The following is a 15,558-nucleotide window of genomic DNA, read 5'->3' on the forward strand; positions in this document are numbered from 1 at the left end:
TGCTTCCTTGTTGGCACGGGTCCGTTTGGGTCGCGGACCGCAACAGAGTGTGCGCCCAAGGCGCTTTTGCGGCAAAGCCGGGTGCGGCCAGCGCGCATTCCACACCTGGCCTGTCACAAATGCGCACAGCGACGCGTCTTAGGTGCATGGAGGGCTGCATGGGGTGGCTCTCCGTAGCCCCTTTCAAGGAACATTCATGACGCACGCCGCACGCATTCCCTACTTTCAGCTCGCGCCCAAGGCCTTCCAATCCTTGCTCACCCTCTCCGGCGCGGTCCGCAAGGACCTGCTGGGCCATCGCCTTTACGACCTCGTGCTGCTGCGCGTCTCGCAGATCAACGGCTGCGCCTTCTGCATCGACATGCACTGGCGCGACCTGATCAAGCAGGACATCGATGCTCGCCATCTCAACGCCCTGGCGGGCTGGCGCGAGGCGCCCTTCTTCACCGAGCGCGAGCGCGCCGCGCTGGCCTGGGCCGAGATCGTCACCGACATCCCGCACCGCGACCCGAGCGACGAGGAGTTCGCCAAGCTCAAGGCGCAGTTCTCCGACGAGGAAATCGCCGAGCTCGGCTTCACCATTGCCGTGATCAACGCCTGGAACCTGCTCAACGTGAGCTTCCGCAACCCGGTGCCGGAAAAGGCCTGAGGGCCGGTCACAGGCTTGCGATAGCTCCTATCCCGGCAGCGCCACCACAACGGCCGCGTCGTCGACCGTTGCCAAAACGCGCTGCCGCGCACGCAAACCCGACCCGCGAGGTGCGAAGCCGACGAGTTGCAAGCCGCCTTCGAGCGCCATCGCGATCTGGTCGCCGTCATCGCCTCGCGCCACGCCCTGCACCACGCCGGCAAGCTGGTTGCCGCGGGTCCGGCGCGGCACGGAGGCACGCTCGATGCGCACCGCCGTCGCCTTGCACAGCGCAATCGCCTTTTACACTCCCGCTATTCCGTTGATGAATAGCGAAGATGAAAGTCGCCGCCCTGCTCTCGCGTTCGCTTGCCGCCCTGCTCGCGCTGGCCGCATCGCTGGTTGCCCACGCGGCCGAGGTCCAGGTCGCCGTCGCGGCCAATTTTGCCGGCCCGATGAAGGTCCTGGCCGCGGACTTCGAAAAGGCGACCGGCCACAACGCGGTGCTCTCGATTGGCTCCACGGGCAAGTTCTATGCGCAGATCCGGAGCGGCGCACCCTTCGATGTCTTCCTCGCAGCGGACGACGAGACACCGGCCAGGCTCGACAAGGAAAACGCGACCGTGCCGGGCAGCCACTTCACCTACGCGACCGGCAAGCTGGTGCTGTGGTCGGCCCGGCCCGATCTTGTGGACGCCAAGGGCGAGGTGCTCAAGAGCGGCCAGTTCGCGCACCTCGCGCTGGCCGCGCCCAAGCTCGCGCCCTATGGCGCGGCAGCCGTCGAGGCGATGACGCGCCTGGGCGTGCTCGCCCGGCTGGAGCCGAAGTTCGTGCAAGGCGAGAGCATCGGCCAGACCTTCGGCTTCGTTTCCAGCGGCAACGCGGAGCTCGGCTTCGTCGCGCTGTCGCAGGTGTGGGGCAACGGCAAGCTCAAGAGAGGCTCGGCCTGGATCGTGCCCGCGGAGCTGCACAGGCCAATCCGGCAAGACGCGGTGCTGCTGGGCCGGGGCAAGGACAATGTGGCCGCCGTGGCGCTCATGGCCTTTCTCAGGTCCGAGGCCGCCAAGGCGGTGATCCGGTCCTTCGGCTACGACGTCTAGCTTCGAATGCTCACCGCCGCCGACCTGGCCGCCGTCGTCCTCACGCTCGAGCTGGCGGCACTCACCACGCTGATCCTGCTGCTGCTTGGCACGCCGCTGGCCTGGTGGCTGGCGCGCACGCGCTCGACCTGGAAGGGCCCCGTCGGCGCGCTGGTGGCCCTGCCGCTGGTGCTGCCGCCCACCGTACTGGGCTTCTACTTCCTTGTGACGATGGGGCCTGACGGACCGATCGGCGCCTTCACCCAATGGCTGGGCATCGGGCTGCTGCCCTTCAGCTTCGCGGGGCTGGTGATCGGCTCGGTGCTGTATTCGATGCCCTTCGTGGTGCAGCCGATCCAGAACGCCTTCGAAGCCATCGGCAGCGAGCCGCTGGAGGCGGCGGCGACGCTGCGGGCCTCGCCGCTCGACCGCTTCTTCAGCGTCGCCCTGCCGCTGGCGCGGCCCGGCTACCTCACGGCCGTGGTGATGGGCTTCGCCCACACGGTGGGCGAGTTCGGCGTCGTGCTGATGATCGGCGGCAACATCCCGGAGAAGACGCGGGTGGTGTCGGTGCAGATCTACGACCATGTCGAAGCGCTGGAGTACGCGCAGGCGCACTGGCTGGCCGGCGGCATGGTGCTGTTCTCCTTCCTCGTGCTGCTGGCGCTCTACGTGCTCCATCCCACCGGGCGGCGGCGATGAGCGATGAGATGAGCGACGCGGCGGCGGGCGTGCAGGCGCGCCTGAAGGTCGAGCACCCCGGCTTCTCGCTCGAGGTCGCGCTGGCGCTGCCGGGCCGCGGCGTGAGCGCGCTCTTCGGGCCCTCGGGCTGCGGCAAGACCACTTGCCTGCGTGCCATCGCAGGGTTGCAGCCGACGGCCCCTGGCTCGCTCGTGGAGATCAACGGCGAGCGCTGGCAGGACGACAGGGTCTTCGTCCCCACGCATCGGCGCGCCCTGGGCTACGTGTTCCAGGAGACACGCCTCTTCGCGCATCTCGACGTGCGGCGCAATCTCGAATACGGCATGAAGCGGGTCGCCGCCGCACAGCGCCGAGTGGCGCTCGTGCAGGCAGTGGAGCTGCTGGGCATCGGCCATCTGCTGGCCCGCCGGTCCGACACGCTCTCGGGCGGCGAGCGCCAGCGCGTGGGCATCGCACGTGCCCTTGCCACCAGCCCCCGGCTGCTGCTCATGGACGAGCCGCTCGCCTCGCTCGATCTGCAGCGCAGGCGCGAGATCCTGCCCTACCTCGAGCGGCTGCATGCCGAGCTCGACATCCCGGTCATCTACGTGAGCCACGCACCGGACGAGGTCGCGCGCCTGGCCGACCACCTGGTGCTGATGGAGGCCGGGCGCGTGGTCGCCAGCGGCCCGGCCCATGCGCTGATGACGCGGCTCGATCTGCCGCTGGCCCACGGCGACACGGCCGGCGCGCTGGTCGAGGCCAGCGTCACCGGCTTCGATGCGGCCTTCGGCCTGACGCAGCTCGGGTTCGCCGGCGGCACGCTCTGGCTACCGCACGGCGGCGCGCGCCTTGGCCAGGCCGTCCGGGTGCGCATCCAGGCGCGCGACGTGAGCCTCACGCTCGCGCCCCACGCCGACAGCAGCGTGCTCAACATCCTGCCTGCGACAGTGACCGAGCTCGCCGAGGACGGCCCCGCGCAGGTCATGGTGGGGCTGGATGCCGGCGGCGCTCGCCTGTTGGCGCGCATTACCCGCAAGTCGGCCGCGCTGCTGCGCCTTCGCGCGGGCACGGCCGTGCATGCGCAGATCAAGGGCGTCGCGATCGTGGAGTGACGGCGCGGTCGATCACGCGCCGACCGGCACCTTGTCCAGGAAACCGGTCACCGCGCGCAGCTTGCCGGACTCGAGTTGCACGAAGTCCGTGCCCTCGACCAGGTCCTCGGCCCCGCTCGGGCCCAGCGTCCAGGAAAAGCGCAGGTGCTCGCCGTGCGCATCGGCCTGGCCCTTGAGCTTGAAGCGGAAGCCTGGGTAGCGCTGGTGCACGCCGCCCACCAACGCGCTGATCTGCGCATGGCCGCTGCCCTGCATCAATGGGTCGACGTAGCGCGCATCGGCGCTCCAGTGGGCCTCTAGCAGCTTCAGGCGGCGCTCGGCATCGGTCTCGTTCCAGACGGCGATGTACTGTTCGGCGATGCGCGCGGCATCGGGTGCGGCGGTGTTCATGGTGCGATCCTTTCGTCTTCAGGGCCCGCAACGGCGCGGGGTGAGCGAATGGTCGCCGCAGGCGCGCCGCGGGTCGATGACGTGGGAGGTCATGGGTGGTTGGTGCCAGCCTCCCCGCAACCTTGCCGCGGCACCGGAGCGGCAGCCTTACTGCGGCACCGGCGCTTTGGATCGCGGGAGCGACCAGCCAAGGTTCATTCCCGCCGCAGCAATCAGGATGGCCGCCGCGCCCACGATCTGCGTGGGGCACAGCCGATGGCCGAAAACCAGGTAATCGACACCGATCGCCACGATGGGAAAGATGAAGGACAGCGCCGCCGTCAGGTGCGTCGGCAGCTTCTGTATGGCGCCGTAGAGAAGCACGTACACCAGGCCGGTGTACACCACGCCCATCGCCACCAGCGCGGTCCAGGTCCCCGGGTCGGAGGGCAGGACGGAGAGCTTGGCGAATGGCGCGAACACCAGGATGCCGACGCAAAGCTGAATGAGCGCGATCAGGTGCGGCGCGGCACCGCGGAGCTTCTTGGTGATGATCGCGGCAATTGCATAGAGGAAGGCGGCGCCGAGTGCCATCAGCACGCCGGCCGCGTAATCCGTGCCGCTGTAGCGTGCGTCGGGCTGGGCCTGCGCGATCAGCAGCACGCCGCCGAAGGCGACAGCCAGCCATGTCAACTTGGTCGCGGTCAGCCGCTCGGAACAGAAGACCGCGCCCAGCGCCACGAGCATGAAGGGCTGGGTGTTGTAGACCGCCGTGGCGATGGAGATCGACGCGCGCGAGAACGAAGCGAAGATCAGCACCCAGTTGAGGACCAGGGCGACACCGCCCAGTGCCGCGATGCCGATCACCCGCAGGCTGAGCGTGCCGCGCAGCATGCCCAGCGCCGCGCAGACGGCCAGCAGCGTGGCCGCGCCGAAGACGCAGCGCCAGAAGAGCAGATCGACGATCGGCTGGCCCGACCGCACGACGGCCCAGCCGATCGTGCCCGAGATCACCATGGCCGCGCTCATCTCGAGCGTGCCGCGCGTATTGCTGTTCATGAGACGCCGAGCGTGCCACGGGTTGGCGGCTCTGACCATGTGCCACGAAAGTTCCCATTGCGAGAACGAACGCGTGCAGCCCGAACCGCTCCTGCCCGGCGAGGCCGCGGACGGCGCACTACCATGCAGCAGTTTTCTTGAACGGAGCAGGTCATGAGGATCGCGGTGATGGGGGCGGGTGCGGTGGGTTGCTACTACGGCGGCATGCTGGCGCGCGCCGGGCATTCGGTGGTGCTGATCGGGCGGGCGCAGCATGTGGAGGCGGTCCGCCGCGATGGCCTGCTGCTGGACACGCGGTCCTTCCAGGCCCGCGTGCCGCTGGAGGCCAGCACCGAGGTCGATGCGGTCCGCGATGCAGGGCTGGTCCTCTTCTGCGTAAAGTCCACCGACACCGAAAGTGCCGCCGCGGCGATGCGGCCGTACCTGGCGCCCGATGCCCTGGTGCTCACGCTGCAGAACGGCGTCGACAACGCGACCCGCCTGCAGGCTGCGGTGGCGCAGGAGGTCGCGGCGACCGTGGTCTACGTGGCCACGGAGATGGCCGGCCCGGGGCACGTCAAGCACCATGGGCGCGGCGAACTGGTGATCGCGCCCTCCGCCAGGAGCGCCGAGATCGCCGAGTTGCTGATCGTCGCCGGCGTGCCCACGCAGGTGTCCGACAACGTGACCGGCGCCCTCTGGGCCAAGCTGATCCTCAATTGCGCCTACAACGCCATCTCGGCGATCACGCAATTGCCCTATGGCGTCCTGTCGCGAGGTGAAGGCGTGGAGGCCGTGATGGCCGACGTGGTGCGCGAATGCCTGGCCGTGGCCGAAGCTGGCGGCGTCACCGTGGCGGGCGACACGTGGGCGGCGGTGCAGCGCATCGCCGAGACCATGCCCTCGCAGTTCTCCTCGACCGCGCAGGACCTGGCGCGCGGCAAGCGCAGCGAGATCGACCACCTCAACGGCTACGTGCTGCGCCAGGGCGAGGCGCTGGGGGTTGCGACGCCGGTCAACCGGGTGCTGCACACGCTGGTCAAGCTGCTGGAGGCGCGCGACACGGCAACGCACTGAAGCGCCGGCCGCACGAGCCTCGGATTTTTCCTTCAACCAGGCGGGCCATCGTCCGCCCGTCGCGCGACGGCTGCGCATCCAATGTCGAGGCGTCAACGCCCGGCTTCCATGCTTCCATGATCGCCATGCCGAAACCTCCACCCCTGCACCGCCTTGCGCTACGCGACGCAGACGGCGCGATCCGGGTCGTGATCGAGGCCATCCAGGGCTCGCGCAACAAGCTCAAGTACGACCCGGAGCTCGCACTCATGGAGCTTCACGTCGTGCTGCCGCTCGGCGTGTCCTTTCCCTACGATTTCGGCTTCATCCCGAGCACCCTTGGCGAAGACGGCGATCCGCTCGACGCGCTGGTGCTGATGGATGAATCGGTGCCGCCGGGCGTGGTGGTGCCCTGCCGCCTCGTGGGCGTGATCGAGGCCGAGCAGAAGACGAAGAAGGGAAAGACCAAGCGCAACGACCGCTTCCTGCTGGTTGCGTCCTCCTCGCACCGCTTCCGGCACTGCAAGGACCTGGTCGATATCGCGACTGACGTGATCGAGGAGGTCGAGCGCTTCTTCGAGTTCTACAACAAGCAGAAAGGCGTGGAGTTCCGGGCGATCGGGCGCCATGGACGGCAAAGGGCCGAAGCGCTGCTCAGGGCCGGCGAGCGCAAGGCACGTTGAGCGTACGCCTGGGTCAGGCCGGAGCCCCGTTGGGCACCGGGCTCGTCGTGCGTCGCGGCTCGATCGCCCCGTACCGGTCCATCGCCAGTCCATCGGTGCTGATGTCGGGCCGCCGCCCCATCACTTCGTCGGCCACCAGCTTGCCGCAGCCGCAGGCCATGGTCCAGCCGAGCGTGCCGTGGCCCGTGTTGAGGTACAGGTTGGCAAATGACGTGGGGCCAACGATCGGAGTGCTGTCCGGCGTCATCGGCCGCAGCCCGGTCCAGAAGCTGGCCCGCGGCAGGTCGCCGCCGGGGAACAGCTCGCCAACCACCCGCTCCAGCGTCTCGCGCCGCTGCGGGTTCAAGCGCAGATCGAAGCCGGCCAGCTCGGCCATGCCGCCCACCCGGATGCGGTTGTCGAAGCGCGTGATGGCAATCTTGAAGGTCTCGTCGAGCACGGTGGACCGCGGCGCCAGCGTGGAATCGACCAGCGGCACGGTCAGCGAATAGCCCTTGACCGGATAGACCGGGATGTCCAGCCCGAGCGGCGCGATCAACGCGCGCGAATAGCTGCCGAAGGCAAGCACATAGCGGTCGGCCTTGAGCACCTCGGCCTTGGGGCCGGCCAGCCGCACGCCGGCGATGCGCCCGCCTTCGGTGAGCAGGCTTTCAACGGCGGCGTCGAAGCGGAACGCGACCCCCAGCCCGCGCGCCACATCGGCCAAACCGCGGGTGAACAGGTGGCAGTCGCCGGTTTCGTCGTTCGGCAGGCGCAGGCCGCCGGCCAGTTGCGCTGCACTGCGGGTCAGCGCGGGCTCGACCGCGGCGAGCTGGTGGCGATCGAGCAGCTCGAAGGGCACCCCGCACTCCTGCAGCACCGCAACATCGCGCTGCACCGCATCCAGTTGCGCCTGCGTGCGAAACAGCTGGAGGGTCCCTTGCGTGCGGTGCTCGTACTGCACGCCGGTCTGCTCGCGCAGCTCGCGCAGGCAGTCGCGGCTGTACTCGGCCACGCGCATCATGCGTTCCTTGTTGGTCGCGTAGCGCTCGGGCGAGCAGTTCTTGAGCATGGCGGCCATCCAGCGCAGCTGGAAAAGGCTGCCGTCCGGCCGGATCGACAGCGGCGCATGCTTCTGGAACATCCACTTGAGCGCCTTCAGCGGAATGCCCGGCGCGGCCCAGGGCGTGGAGTAGCCGGGCGAGACTTGCCCGGCATTGGCAAAGCTTGTTTCCTCCGCGGGACCACGCTGACGATCGACCAGCGTCACCTCGGCACCGGCGCGCGCGAGGTAGTAGGCCGTCGTGACGCCGATGACGCCGCCGCCCAGAACAATTACTTTCATGGCAACTTCCCCTAGATCTCGAGAGAGAAGCAGAGGTTATTCATCCTCTTGCCATAAACTTCACTGAAGTTTGACGACATGCCGGTGCTTCTTGCTGTCAAGATCGGCCGCCCCGGCAACCAGGAGTGAAATGACCGAGCTCGACCGTATCGACCGCAAGATCCTCGAAGTCCTGCAGCGGCAAGGCCGCATTCCGATGACCGAGCTGGCGCAGCAGATCGGCCTGTCGACGTCACCGTGCACCGAGCGCGTGCGGCGCATGGAACGCGAAGGGGTGATCACCGGCTACCACGCCCGCATCGACCCGCAGGCGGTCGGCAAGACCCTGCTGGTGTTCGTCGAGATCACGCTCTCCTCCAAGTCGGCCGATGTCTTCGACAAGGTGCGCACCGAGCTGCTGCACGTGCCGGAGGTGATGGAGTGCCACCTGGTCTCGGGCGGCTTCGACTACCTGGTGAAAGCGCGGCTGCGCGCGATGAGCGACTACCGGCGCCTGCTGGGCGACCTGCTCAAGAAGCTGCCGGTCACGGCTGAATCGAACAGCTATGTCGTCATGGAGGAGGTCAAGGAAAGCCTCTACCTGCCAATGGATCGGTGAAATGCGGACCGCCGGCCGCGCCGCAGCAGCTCAGGCGCGGGCGTCCTGCATGCCTTCTTCGCGCGGCAGCTCGTCGAGCATCACGTCGATGCGGGCGGCGCCCTCGAGATTGACGGTGTCGCGGACGTCCGCCAGCGCGGTGAACTGGCCGTCGAGGTAAAGGAACCGGACGTTGTCTGCCAAGTGGCGCAATGCCGCTTCAGGGCTGGGCAGCCCCTGCCCGGTCTGCTGGTTCCCATCGAGCACGTAGCCATAGCCTTGGCCCTCTTCGGTCAGAGGCCCCAAAGCGATCAGCTTCTGCTTCACGTTGCTGACGTAGATTTGCCCGTTCGCTGCGTAGAACGTGAACGCTTGCCGCGGAGATGCCGGTTCGGGTGATGTGGATGCAACCATGCGTGCTTGTCTCACCGCTGCGATCCGCCTGCTGTAGGACGGCGTCGCAGTCCTGCATCGCCTTGCCGCCTCGCTCGCCGGCAAGACCCCTACAGGCCACCCGCGTTCGGAAAGAACAGCTGCTCGCCGCCGATCTTGTAGCTTGCGACGGTCGATTGCCCTGCCGGCGAGACGACCCAGTCGACGAACTTCTGCGCGCCGGCATTGTTGAGCTGCGGAAATTTCGAGGGGCTCACCACCATGACGCCGTATTGGTTGAAGAGTCGCTTGTCGCCTTCCACCAGCACCGCGAGGTCGGCGCGGTTCTTGAAGCTGAGCCAGGTGCCGCGATCGGCCAGCACATAGGCGCCACTGGACGCCGCCATGTTGAGCGCCGGGCCCATTCCGCAGCCGCATTCCTTGTAGCCCGCACCCTTCCGGTCGCTGGGCAAGGGTTGGCCTGCATTGCCCAGGCCAGTCTGCACCCACAGGCGGCGCTCGGCAGCGTCGGTGCCGCTCTTGTCGCCGCGCGACACGAAAGCCGCGTTGGCAGCGGCCACCTTCTTCAGTGCCGCGGCGATGTCCTTCCCCTTCGCCGCTGCCGGGTCGCTCTTCGGCCCGATCAGCACGAAGTCGTTGTACATGACGGCGTAGCGCTTGTCGGCAAAGCCTTCGGCCACGAACTTCTCCTCGGCTGCGGTGTCATGCACGAAGAGCACGTCGGCATCGCCGCGCCGGGCCAGGTCGATGGCCTGGCCGGTGCCGACCGCCACGACTTTCACGTCGATGCCGCTGGCCTGCTTGAAGGCCGGCAGCAGGTGCGCGAACAGGCCCGACTGCTCGGTCGAGGTGGTGGACGCCATGGTGATCGTCTCCGCCTGCGCCGCCAAGCTGCCCGCCGCAAGGGCGAGGGCTGCCGCCAGGATCTTGAATGCCTTCATGCCAGCTCTCCTTTGACAAATAGACGAGCCGCCTCCGGCAGCGGCCCGTGGAAAAAGTCGTTGACCGGCAGGTCCGCGAGAACCCGCCCCTGCTCCAGGTAGACCACCCGGCTCGCCAGCCGCTTGACCTGGCCCAGGTTGTGGCTTGCGAATACCAGGGTGCGGCCCTGCGCGGCCTCGGCGATCAGGGTCTCGACCTCGCGCTTGGCCGTCGGGTCCAGGCTCGCGGTCGGCTCGTCGAGCAGGAGCACCGACGGCTTCAACGTCCACGCGCGCGCGAGCGCCAGGCGCTGCTGCTGCCCGCCTGAGAGCGTGCGTGCGTTGCGGCCGGCGACGCTGGCCAGGCCGACCCGTTCCAACGCCACCATGGCCTCGATCTGCGCGCTGCGCCAGGGCACGCCGCGGAGCCACAGTGCCAGCGCCACGTTCTTGTGGACGCTCATGCGCAGCATGTGCGGGCGTTGGAACAGCATGGCCTGTGCGCAGGGCGGCACCTGGCTGGCGAACGCGCCGGCCGCGTGCGGCACCAGCCCGTGCAGCACGCGCAGCAGCGTGCTCTTGCCACTCCCGTTGGCTCCGATCAGGGCGACGCGCTCGCCGGCATGGATGGACAGCGTGATGTCGGCCAGCGCAGGCACGCGGCCGTAGCGCACATCGATGCCTTGCAGGGTGAAAAGTGCGGTGCCCGCCAGCGCCGGCGCGTGCGGCTCGGCGTCGTGGCGCGCGGCCACGACCTGCAGCCGGGGACGAACGCTCATGCCGCCACCTCCACCCGCCGCGGCCCTGCCGCATCGGCTGCGCCGCCATCGACACGCTCGCGCCAGCCGCGCAGCGCGCTGATCGCGAGATTGAGCAGCAGCACCACGCCGAGCAGCACGAGGCCGAGGGCCAGGGCCAGCGGCAGGTCGCCCTTGCTGGTCTCGAGCGCGATGGCGGTGGTCATGACCCGCGTGAAGCCGTCGATGTTGCCCCCGACGATCATCACCGCGCCGACCTCCGACACGGCGCGGCCGAAGGCGGCGATCAGCACGGTGACCAGCGCGTAGCGCTCGTCCCACACCAGCAGCAGCGCTCGCACCAGGCCACGCGCACCGAGCGAGCGCAACTGCTCGCCGTGGCCGCGGTCCGCGTCCTCGATGGACTGGCGCGTGAGGGCCGTGACCACCGGCAGCACCAGCAGCGTCTGCGCGAGCACCATGGCCTTGAAAGAGAACAACCAGCCCAGGAAGCCCAGCGGCCCCGAGCGCGACAGCAGGAGGTAGATCACCAGCCCCACCACCACCGAAGGCAGCGCCAGCAGCGTATTGAGCAAGGTGAGCAGCAGCCCACGCCCCGCGAAGCGTGCAACCGCGAGCCAGGCGCCGAGCAGCAGGCCGAAGCCGCAGGCCAGCGCGCAGGCCGTGGCGCTGACGGCCAGTGAACGGCCGACAATGGCAAGTAGCACGGGGTCGCCGGCGACCAGCAGGTGCCAGGCAGCGATGGCGCTGTCGGTGAAGGTGTTCATCGGGGACGGCTGGCTTAATTCGCGCAGTATCGGAAAGGCCGGCGCACAACCTATGCAAACACGTGCATAGGTGGAAGACGCACTCTGCATAATCCTCCGCGCCATCCCGGCCTTCTCCTCCACCGTCGTGCAGCAGATCGAACTCTCCTACGCCATCGCCCCGCGCCGCAGCGGGCGCACGCTGATCCGCAATCCGCTCATGGAGCTGCTGCACGCGGTGCGCGAACACGGCTCCATCTCGGCCGCGGCGCGGGCGCTCGGCCTGTCGTACCGCCATGTCTGGGGCGAACTCAAGCATTGGGAGCAGGCCTTGGGCCATCCGCTGGTCAGCGGTGAGCAGGGCCGCTCGGCCCAGCTCTCGGAATTCGGCGACAAGCTGCTGTGGGCCGAGCGGCAGGCGCAGGCCCGGCTGGCGCCGCAGATCGAGGCCCTGCATGCCGACCTGGAGCGCGCCTTCGCCATGGCCTTCGACGACGGCCTGCACGTGCTCAGCCTGCATGCCAGCCACGACGATGCGCTGGTGCTGCTGCGCGCCCACGCGGCCGAGCGTGCGCGGCTGCAGCTCGACATCCGCTTCACCGGCAGCGTGGACGCGATCAGCGCACTCAACCAGGGGCGCTGCGTGATGGCGGGTTTCCACACGCTGGAGCGACCGCCGGCCGGCTCGCTCGCACAGCGCACCTACAAGCCGCTGCTCAAGCCCGGGCTGCACAAGCTGATCGGCTTTGCGCGCCGTACGCAGGGCCTGATCGTCGCGCCCGGCAATCCGCTGGGCCTGCGCAGCATCGGCGATGTGGCGCGGCAGCGCGCACGCTATGTGAACCGTGCCCTCGGCACCGGCACGCGGGTGCTGCTGGACGAGCTGCTGGTGCAGGAAGGGCTGGACGCGAACGTGCTCGAGGGCTATGCGCGCGACGAGCCCTCGCACACGGCGGTCGCCCATGCGGTGGCATCCGGCCGGGCCGACGCGGGCCTTGGAATCGAATCGGCCGCGCGGGGCGCGAACCTTGGCTTCGTGCCGCTGGTTCACGAGCGTTACCACCTTGCCTGTCTCAAGTCGGCGCTGGACCAGCCGGCTATCCAGGCCTTGCTCGCGCTGCTGCGCAGCGCCGGGTGGCAGCACCAGCTCGGCACGTTGGCGGGCTACGAGAGCGCCGGCAGCGGCGAGGTGCAGTCGCTGAGCGCGCTGCTGCCGTGGTGGCGCTTCAAGGCGCCGAAGCGGTAGCCGAAGGCGCGGCTTCGCGCTGCGAAATCGCCGGGTCGGCGTACCAGGCCCTGGTCAACGCAGCTTGCGGTCCTCGCGCTTGGCGTCGGCCATCGCCTCGGGCTCCAGTTCCTCGGCCGAGCGATTGAGGCGGACGAACAGGCCCCATCCGGCCAGCAGGAGCGCGACCGAACCCACCAAGCTGCCTGCATACAGCAGTTGCGCCGGTTCGTCGCGCGCCCTGAACGTGGCCACCAGCCCTTCGACCGCCAGGGCCACCACGATGACCACCATGAAACGCGACAGGAAGCGACGCACGCGGGTAGGCGCGCTGATGTGCGCGTCGCGCACCACTTCCTCCTCGGTGATGGTCTGTGCCACCTGCAGCGCGACCACCGCCGCAGCCAGCAGGCCCACCGCCTCGATGATCGATTCCGCGGCCGCGCGGTCGAATCCCTCGCCCACGGCCGACCAGCCGATACGCGCCGACACGGCAATCAGCATCAGCGCTGCGCAGGCGAAGAGCAGTGCCATGAAGGCATGAATGCCGGAGAACACGCGCCGCAGCCATTTCATTGTCAGGCTCCGTTTGTTGTTGGATGCCGCAGTGTCGCGTTCTTTGTGTCTAGCGACTGTCAGCCGGGGCCCTTTGCTTGGCGCACAACAACGAGTTGCGAAGACGCGCCGCCAAGCGCTGCACGCTCGCTGTCCACCGGTTCGGCTTCTCTTCCGCCCACTGCTGCGCGAGCTCTGAAGACGCGGGTTCCGTCACGCGGACCATGGCCTGCGCCGCGCGTGGCGCCAGTGCGCGCAGCTGCTCGGGCGGCGTCGCGGACAGGCATGGCGCCACCCTCGTCTTCGGGGCCGCGCCGTTGCTGCCGAGTGCGCTGGCGATGAGCTCGGCGGCAGCCACGGCGGCGGCTCCATCATCGGCATCGACAAAGCTCGCCGTCAGCGCCATGTCGATGGCCTGGGCCACCACGGTGGCGTCGGTGGAGCGCGCGCATTCCGCCAGGAAGTCCTGCGCGGCATCGTTGTCGAAGGCGCCCTCGCCCCAGGCACCCGCCCGGACCGGCAAGGTCAGCATCCATGCGAGGACGGCGACGCAGGCGCGCCTGGACACGTTCATGCGGCGAATTCTCCATCGGGGCCCAGCCCGGTGGCCACGCCCAGGCGCCGCGCGAGGTTCGCGGCGTCATAGGGTGCATGCACCTTGGCGTCGTTGTCGAAATAGCAATACACATCGCGCGCGGCGCGGCGCGGCGCAGCGCGCGTCGAGGCCTTGCGAGCATCCTCCACCTGCCGGCCATGGCGCCAGGCATCGATGCGCGCGGCCCACCGGTCCAGCGCGGCATCGTCGTAGCCGCTGGCATAGAGCTCCTTGTCGCCATGCAGCCGCAGGTAGACGAAATCGGCGGTCAGGTCCTCGATCAACGGCCACCGGCCGGCGGTGTCGGCGACCACCAGCGCGATGCCGTGCTGGCGCAATTGGGCGATGAAAGCCGGGTCGACGAAGCTCGGATGGCGCACTTCCACCGCGTGCCGCAGCGCCCGCTTCGCGGAACGCTTGAGCCAGCTCCGGCCCTCGAGCCGCTCGTCATGCTCGCGCGCAAGCGCCAGTGCCGCGCTCGTGTCGCGCGGCAGCAGCGAGAAAAAATCTTCGAGCCGCTCTGGCTCATAGGCCATCGAAGGTGGCAGCTGCCACAGGAACGGCCCCAGCTTCGCGCGCAAGGCGAGCACGCCCGAGGCCAGGAAGTTCGCCAGCGCGATGCGGATGTCCTTCAGCCGCCGCATGTGCGTGATGTAGCGCGAGCCCTTGACTGCGAACACGAAACCGTCGGGCGTCTCGTCGTGCCAGGCGAGGTACGACTCTGGCCGTTGCAGCGAATAGAAGGACCCGTTGAGTTCGATGGTGGGCAGCATGCGCGAGGCGAAAGCCAGTTCCTGGCGCTGCGGCAAGCCCTTGGGATAGAACTTGCCTCGCCAGGGCGCATAGCGCCAGCCTGAGATGCCGACGCGGGTCTCGCCGGGTGTTCCAGCCATGCTTTCCTGGGCTCTGAAGGAGCCTTCGCGTACGGGCCCGCGCGGGATGCCGTGCCTCGGCGCGCGATTTTGTGTGGTGGCACGGCCTCGCCGTGAAGGACAAGGCCGCGCCTGCCGCCCTTGCTAAGCCGCCTTGTCGGCGCGCGCGCCCAGCCCCAGGTAGGTGTCGATGATGCGGCGATCGTGCAACAGCTCCGAGGCTGCGCCCTGCAGCGCGACCGCGCCCATCTCCAGCACATAGGCCCTGTCTGCGACCTGCAGCGCAGCGCGCGCGTTCTGCTCGACCAGCAGCACCGACACGCCGTGCTTGCGCAGCGAGGACACGACCTGCAGCACTTCGCGCACGATGAGCGGGGCCAGGCCGAGCGAGGGTTCGTCCAGCATGAGCAGGCGTGGCCGTGCCATGAGCGCGCGGCCGATCGCCAGCATCTGCCGCTCGCCCCCCGAGAGCGTGGAGGCCAGCTGCGCGCGGCGCTCGGCCAGGCGCGGGAAGATGGCAAAGACTTCGTCCATGCGCTGGCGCTGGTCACGCTCGCCGCGCCACCAGCGCGAGAAGCCACCCAGCAGCAGGTTGTCTTCAACGGCCATCTCGCCGAACAGCTCGCGCTTCTCGGGCACCAGGCCCACGCCCCGAGCCACCATGGCCTCGACGCTGACGCGGGGCATGGGCTCGCCGCCGAGCAGCACCCTGCCGCGCGAAGCCAGCAGGCCCATGGCAGCGCACAGCAGCGTGGTCTTGCCGGCGCCGTTGGGACCGATCACTGTCACGATTTCGCCGGCGTCGACGCGCAGGTCGATGTGGTGGATTGCCTCGACCGGGCCGTAGGAGACGCAGAAGTCTTCCAGTTGGAGCAAGGGGGAAGCGCTCATGGTCTTGCTCCCTCCCCCAGCGGCAGAGGAAGCAAGACCGGAAGCAATGCGCC

Annotated in this window: 20 protein-coding genes; 8 read left to right on the forward strand and 12 right to left on the reverse strand. The window is 68.7% G+C overall.

The genetic code is table 11. From position 1 onward, the window contains the following. Positions 1 to 196 precede the first annotated feature (196 nt). Positions 197 to 649, forward strand: a complete 453-nt coding sequence (locus tag G3W89_RS21645) for a carboxymuconolactone decarboxylase family protein (RefSeq protein WP_162576102.1) — start codon at positions 197 to 199, stop codon at positions 647 to 649. A gap of 27 nt (positions 650 to 676) precedes the next feature. On the opposite strand, the gene G3W89_RS21650 is transcribed toward G3W89_RS21645, so the two are convergent. Then, positions 677 to 901, reverse strand: a complete 225-nt coding sequence (locus G3W89_RS21650) for a hypothetical protein (RefSeq protein WP_162576103.1) — start codon at positions 899 to 901, stop codon at positions 677 to 679. Between the two features lie 65 nt (positions 902 to 966). Here G3W89_RS21650 and modA point away from each other — a divergent pair, with 65 nt between their 5' ends. From modA to modC, 3 genes are read left to right on the forward strand one after another with little or no spacing between them, the layout of a single operon-like run. Further along, positions 967 to 1,728, forward strand: coding sequence for a molybdate ABC transporter substrate-binding protein (gene modA, locus G3W89_RS21655; protein ID WP_162576104.1), 762 nt, complete (start codon positions 967 to 969; stop codon positions 1,726 to 1,728). Between the two features lie 6 nt (positions 1,729 to 1,734). Further along, positions 1,735 to 2,409, forward strand: a complete 675-nt coding sequence (modB, locus tag G3W89_RS21660; protein WP_162576105.1) for a molybdate ABC transporter permease subunit — start codon at positions 1,735 to 1,737, stop codon at positions 2,407 to 2,409. Continuing rightward, positions 2,406 to 3,503 (forward strand): molybdenum ABC transporter ATP-binding protein, encoded by a 1,098-nt coding sequence (modC, locus tag G3W89_RS21665; RefSeq protein ID WP_443083183.1) that lies wholly within the window; start codon positions 2,406 to 2,408, stop codon positions 3,501 to 3,503. The genes modB and modC overlap by 4 nt, the downstream gene beginning before the upstream one ends. 12 nt (positions 3,504 to 3,515) lie before the next feature. Here modC and G3W89_RS21670 read toward each other — a convergent pair whose 3' ends face one another. Together G3W89_RS21670 and G3W89_RS21675 are read right to left on the reverse strand one after the other, a co-directional pair. Next, a complete protein-coding gene (locus G3W89_RS21670) occupies positions 3,516 to 3,893 on the reverse strand; it encodes a nuclear transport factor 2 family protein (protein ID WP_162576106.1) in 378 nt (125 codons plus the stop codon). A 147-nt stretch (positions 3,894 to 4,040) separates the two neighbouring features. Continuing rightward, positions 4,041 to 4,931: a DMT family transporter gene (locus G3W89_RS21675; RefSeq protein ID WP_162576107.1), complete on the reverse strand. Its 891-nt coding sequence runs from the start codon at positions 4,929 to 4,931 to the stop codon at positions 4,041 to 4,043. 153 nt (positions 4,932 to 5,084) lie between these two features. Here G3W89_RS21675 and G3W89_RS21680 point away from each other — a divergent pair, with 153 nt between their 5' ends. After that, complete coding sequence (locus G3W89_RS21680; protein WP_162576108.1) at positions 5,085 to 5,987, forward strand: ketopantoate reductase family protein; 903 nt, start codon at positions 5,085 to 5,087, stop codon at positions 5,985 to 5,987. A 125-nt stretch (positions 5,988 to 6,112) separates the two neighbouring features. Continuing rightward, on the forward strand, positions 6,113 to 6,649 hold the full coding sequence (locus G3W89_RS21685; protein WP_162576109.1) for an inorganic diphosphatase: 537 nt from the start codon (positions 6,113 to 6,115) through the stop codon (positions 6,647 to 6,649). A 13-nt stretch (positions 6,650 to 6,662) separates the two neighbouring features. Here G3W89_RS21685 and G3W89_RS21690 read toward each other — a convergent pair whose 3' ends face one another. After that, positions 6,663 to 7,973, reverse strand: coding sequence for a D-amino acid dehydrogenase (locus tag G3W89_RS21690; protein WP_162576110.1), 1,311 nt, complete (start codon positions 7,971 to 7,973; stop codon positions 6,663 to 6,665). 130 nt (positions 7,974 to 8,103) lie between these two features. On the opposite strand from G3W89_RS21690, the gene G3W89_RS21695 reads away from it, so the two are divergent. Then, on the forward strand, positions 8,104 to 8,571 hold the full coding sequence (locus G3W89_RS21695; RefSeq protein ID WP_162576111.1) for a winged helix-turn-helix transcriptional regulator: 468 nt from the start codon (positions 8,104 to 8,106) through the stop codon (positions 8,569 to 8,571). A 30-nt stretch (positions 8,572 to 8,601) separates the two neighbouring features. On the opposite strand, the gene G3W89_RS21700 is transcribed toward G3W89_RS21695, so the two are convergent. The 4 genes from G3W89_RS21700 to G3W89_RS21715 all read right to left on the reverse strand — a co-directional run bounded on the left by G3W89_RS21700 (position 8,602) and on the right by G3W89_RS21715 (position 11,388). Beyond that, entirely contained in the window at positions 8,602 to 8,877 is a 276-nt protein-coding gene (locus G3W89_RS21700) for a hypothetical protein (protein ID WP_162576112.1), read from the reverse strand. Between the two features lie 176 nt (positions 8,878 to 9,053). Then, complete coding sequence (locus G3W89_RS21705) at positions 9,054 to 9,884, reverse strand: substrate-binding domain-containing protein (protein WP_162576113.1); 831 nt, start codon at positions 9,882 to 9,884, stop codon at positions 9,054 to 9,056. Then, entirely contained in the window at positions 9,881 to 10,642 is a 762-nt protein-coding gene (locus G3W89_RS21710) for an ABC transporter ATP-binding protein (RefSeq protein ID WP_162576114.1), read from the reverse strand. Before G3W89_RS21710 ends, G3W89_RS21705 begins: the two co-directional genes overlap by 4 nt. Further along, on the reverse strand, positions 10,639 to 11,388 hold the full coding sequence (locus tag G3W89_RS21715; RefSeq protein WP_162576115.1) for an ABC transporter permease: 750 nt from the start codon (positions 11,386 to 11,388) through the stop codon (positions 10,639 to 10,641). The genes G3W89_RS21710 and G3W89_RS21715 overlap by 4 nt, the downstream gene beginning before the upstream one ends. A gap of 127 nt (positions 11,389 to 11,515) precedes the next feature. Between G3W89_RS21715 and G3W89_RS21720 the strand changes: the two genes are divergently transcribed. Beyond that, the gene (locus tag G3W89_RS21720) at positions 11,516 to 12,613 is read left to right on the forward strand and encodes a substrate-binding domain-containing protein (RefSeq protein WP_162577592.1); all 1,098 of its coding nucleotides are present in this window, start codon (positions 11,516 to 11,518) and stop codon (positions 12,611 to 12,613) included. 54 nt (positions 12,614 to 12,667) lie between these two features. Here G3W89_RS21720 and G3W89_RS21725 read toward each other — a convergent pair whose 3' ends face one another. From G3W89_RS21725 to G3W89_RS21740, 4 genes are all read right to left on the reverse strand, one after another. Next, a complete protein-coding gene (locus G3W89_RS21725; protein WP_162576116.1) occupies positions 12,668 to 13,168 on the reverse strand; it encodes a hypothetical protein in 501 nt (166 codons plus the stop codon). Between the two features lie 49 nt (positions 13,169 to 13,217). After that, positions 13,218 to 13,721 (reverse strand): DUF4259 domain-containing protein, encoded by a 504-nt coding sequence (locus G3W89_RS21730; protein ID WP_162576117.1) that lies wholly within the window; start codon positions 13,719 to 13,721, stop codon positions 13,218 to 13,220. Then, positions 13,718 to 14,635, reverse strand: a complete 918-nt coding sequence (locus G3W89_RS21735) for a DUF72 domain-containing protein (protein WP_162576118.1) — start codon at positions 14,633 to 14,635, stop codon at positions 13,718 to 13,720. The genes G3W89_RS21730 and G3W89_RS21735 overlap by 4 nt, the downstream gene beginning before the upstream one ends. Positions 14,636 to 14,758: 123 nt before the next feature. After that, entirely contained in the window at positions 14,759 to 15,505 is a 747-nt protein-coding gene (locus tag G3W89_RS21740; RefSeq protein ID WP_162576119.1) for an ABC transporter ATP-binding protein, read from the reverse strand. Positions 15,506 to 15,558 lie beyond the last annotated feature (53 nt).

The sequence above is a fragment of the Variovorax sp. PBL-H6 genome (assembly GCF_901827155.1).
Classification (GTDB): Bacteria; Pseudomonadota; Gammaproteobacteria; order Burkholderiales; family Burkholderiaceae_C; genus Variovorax.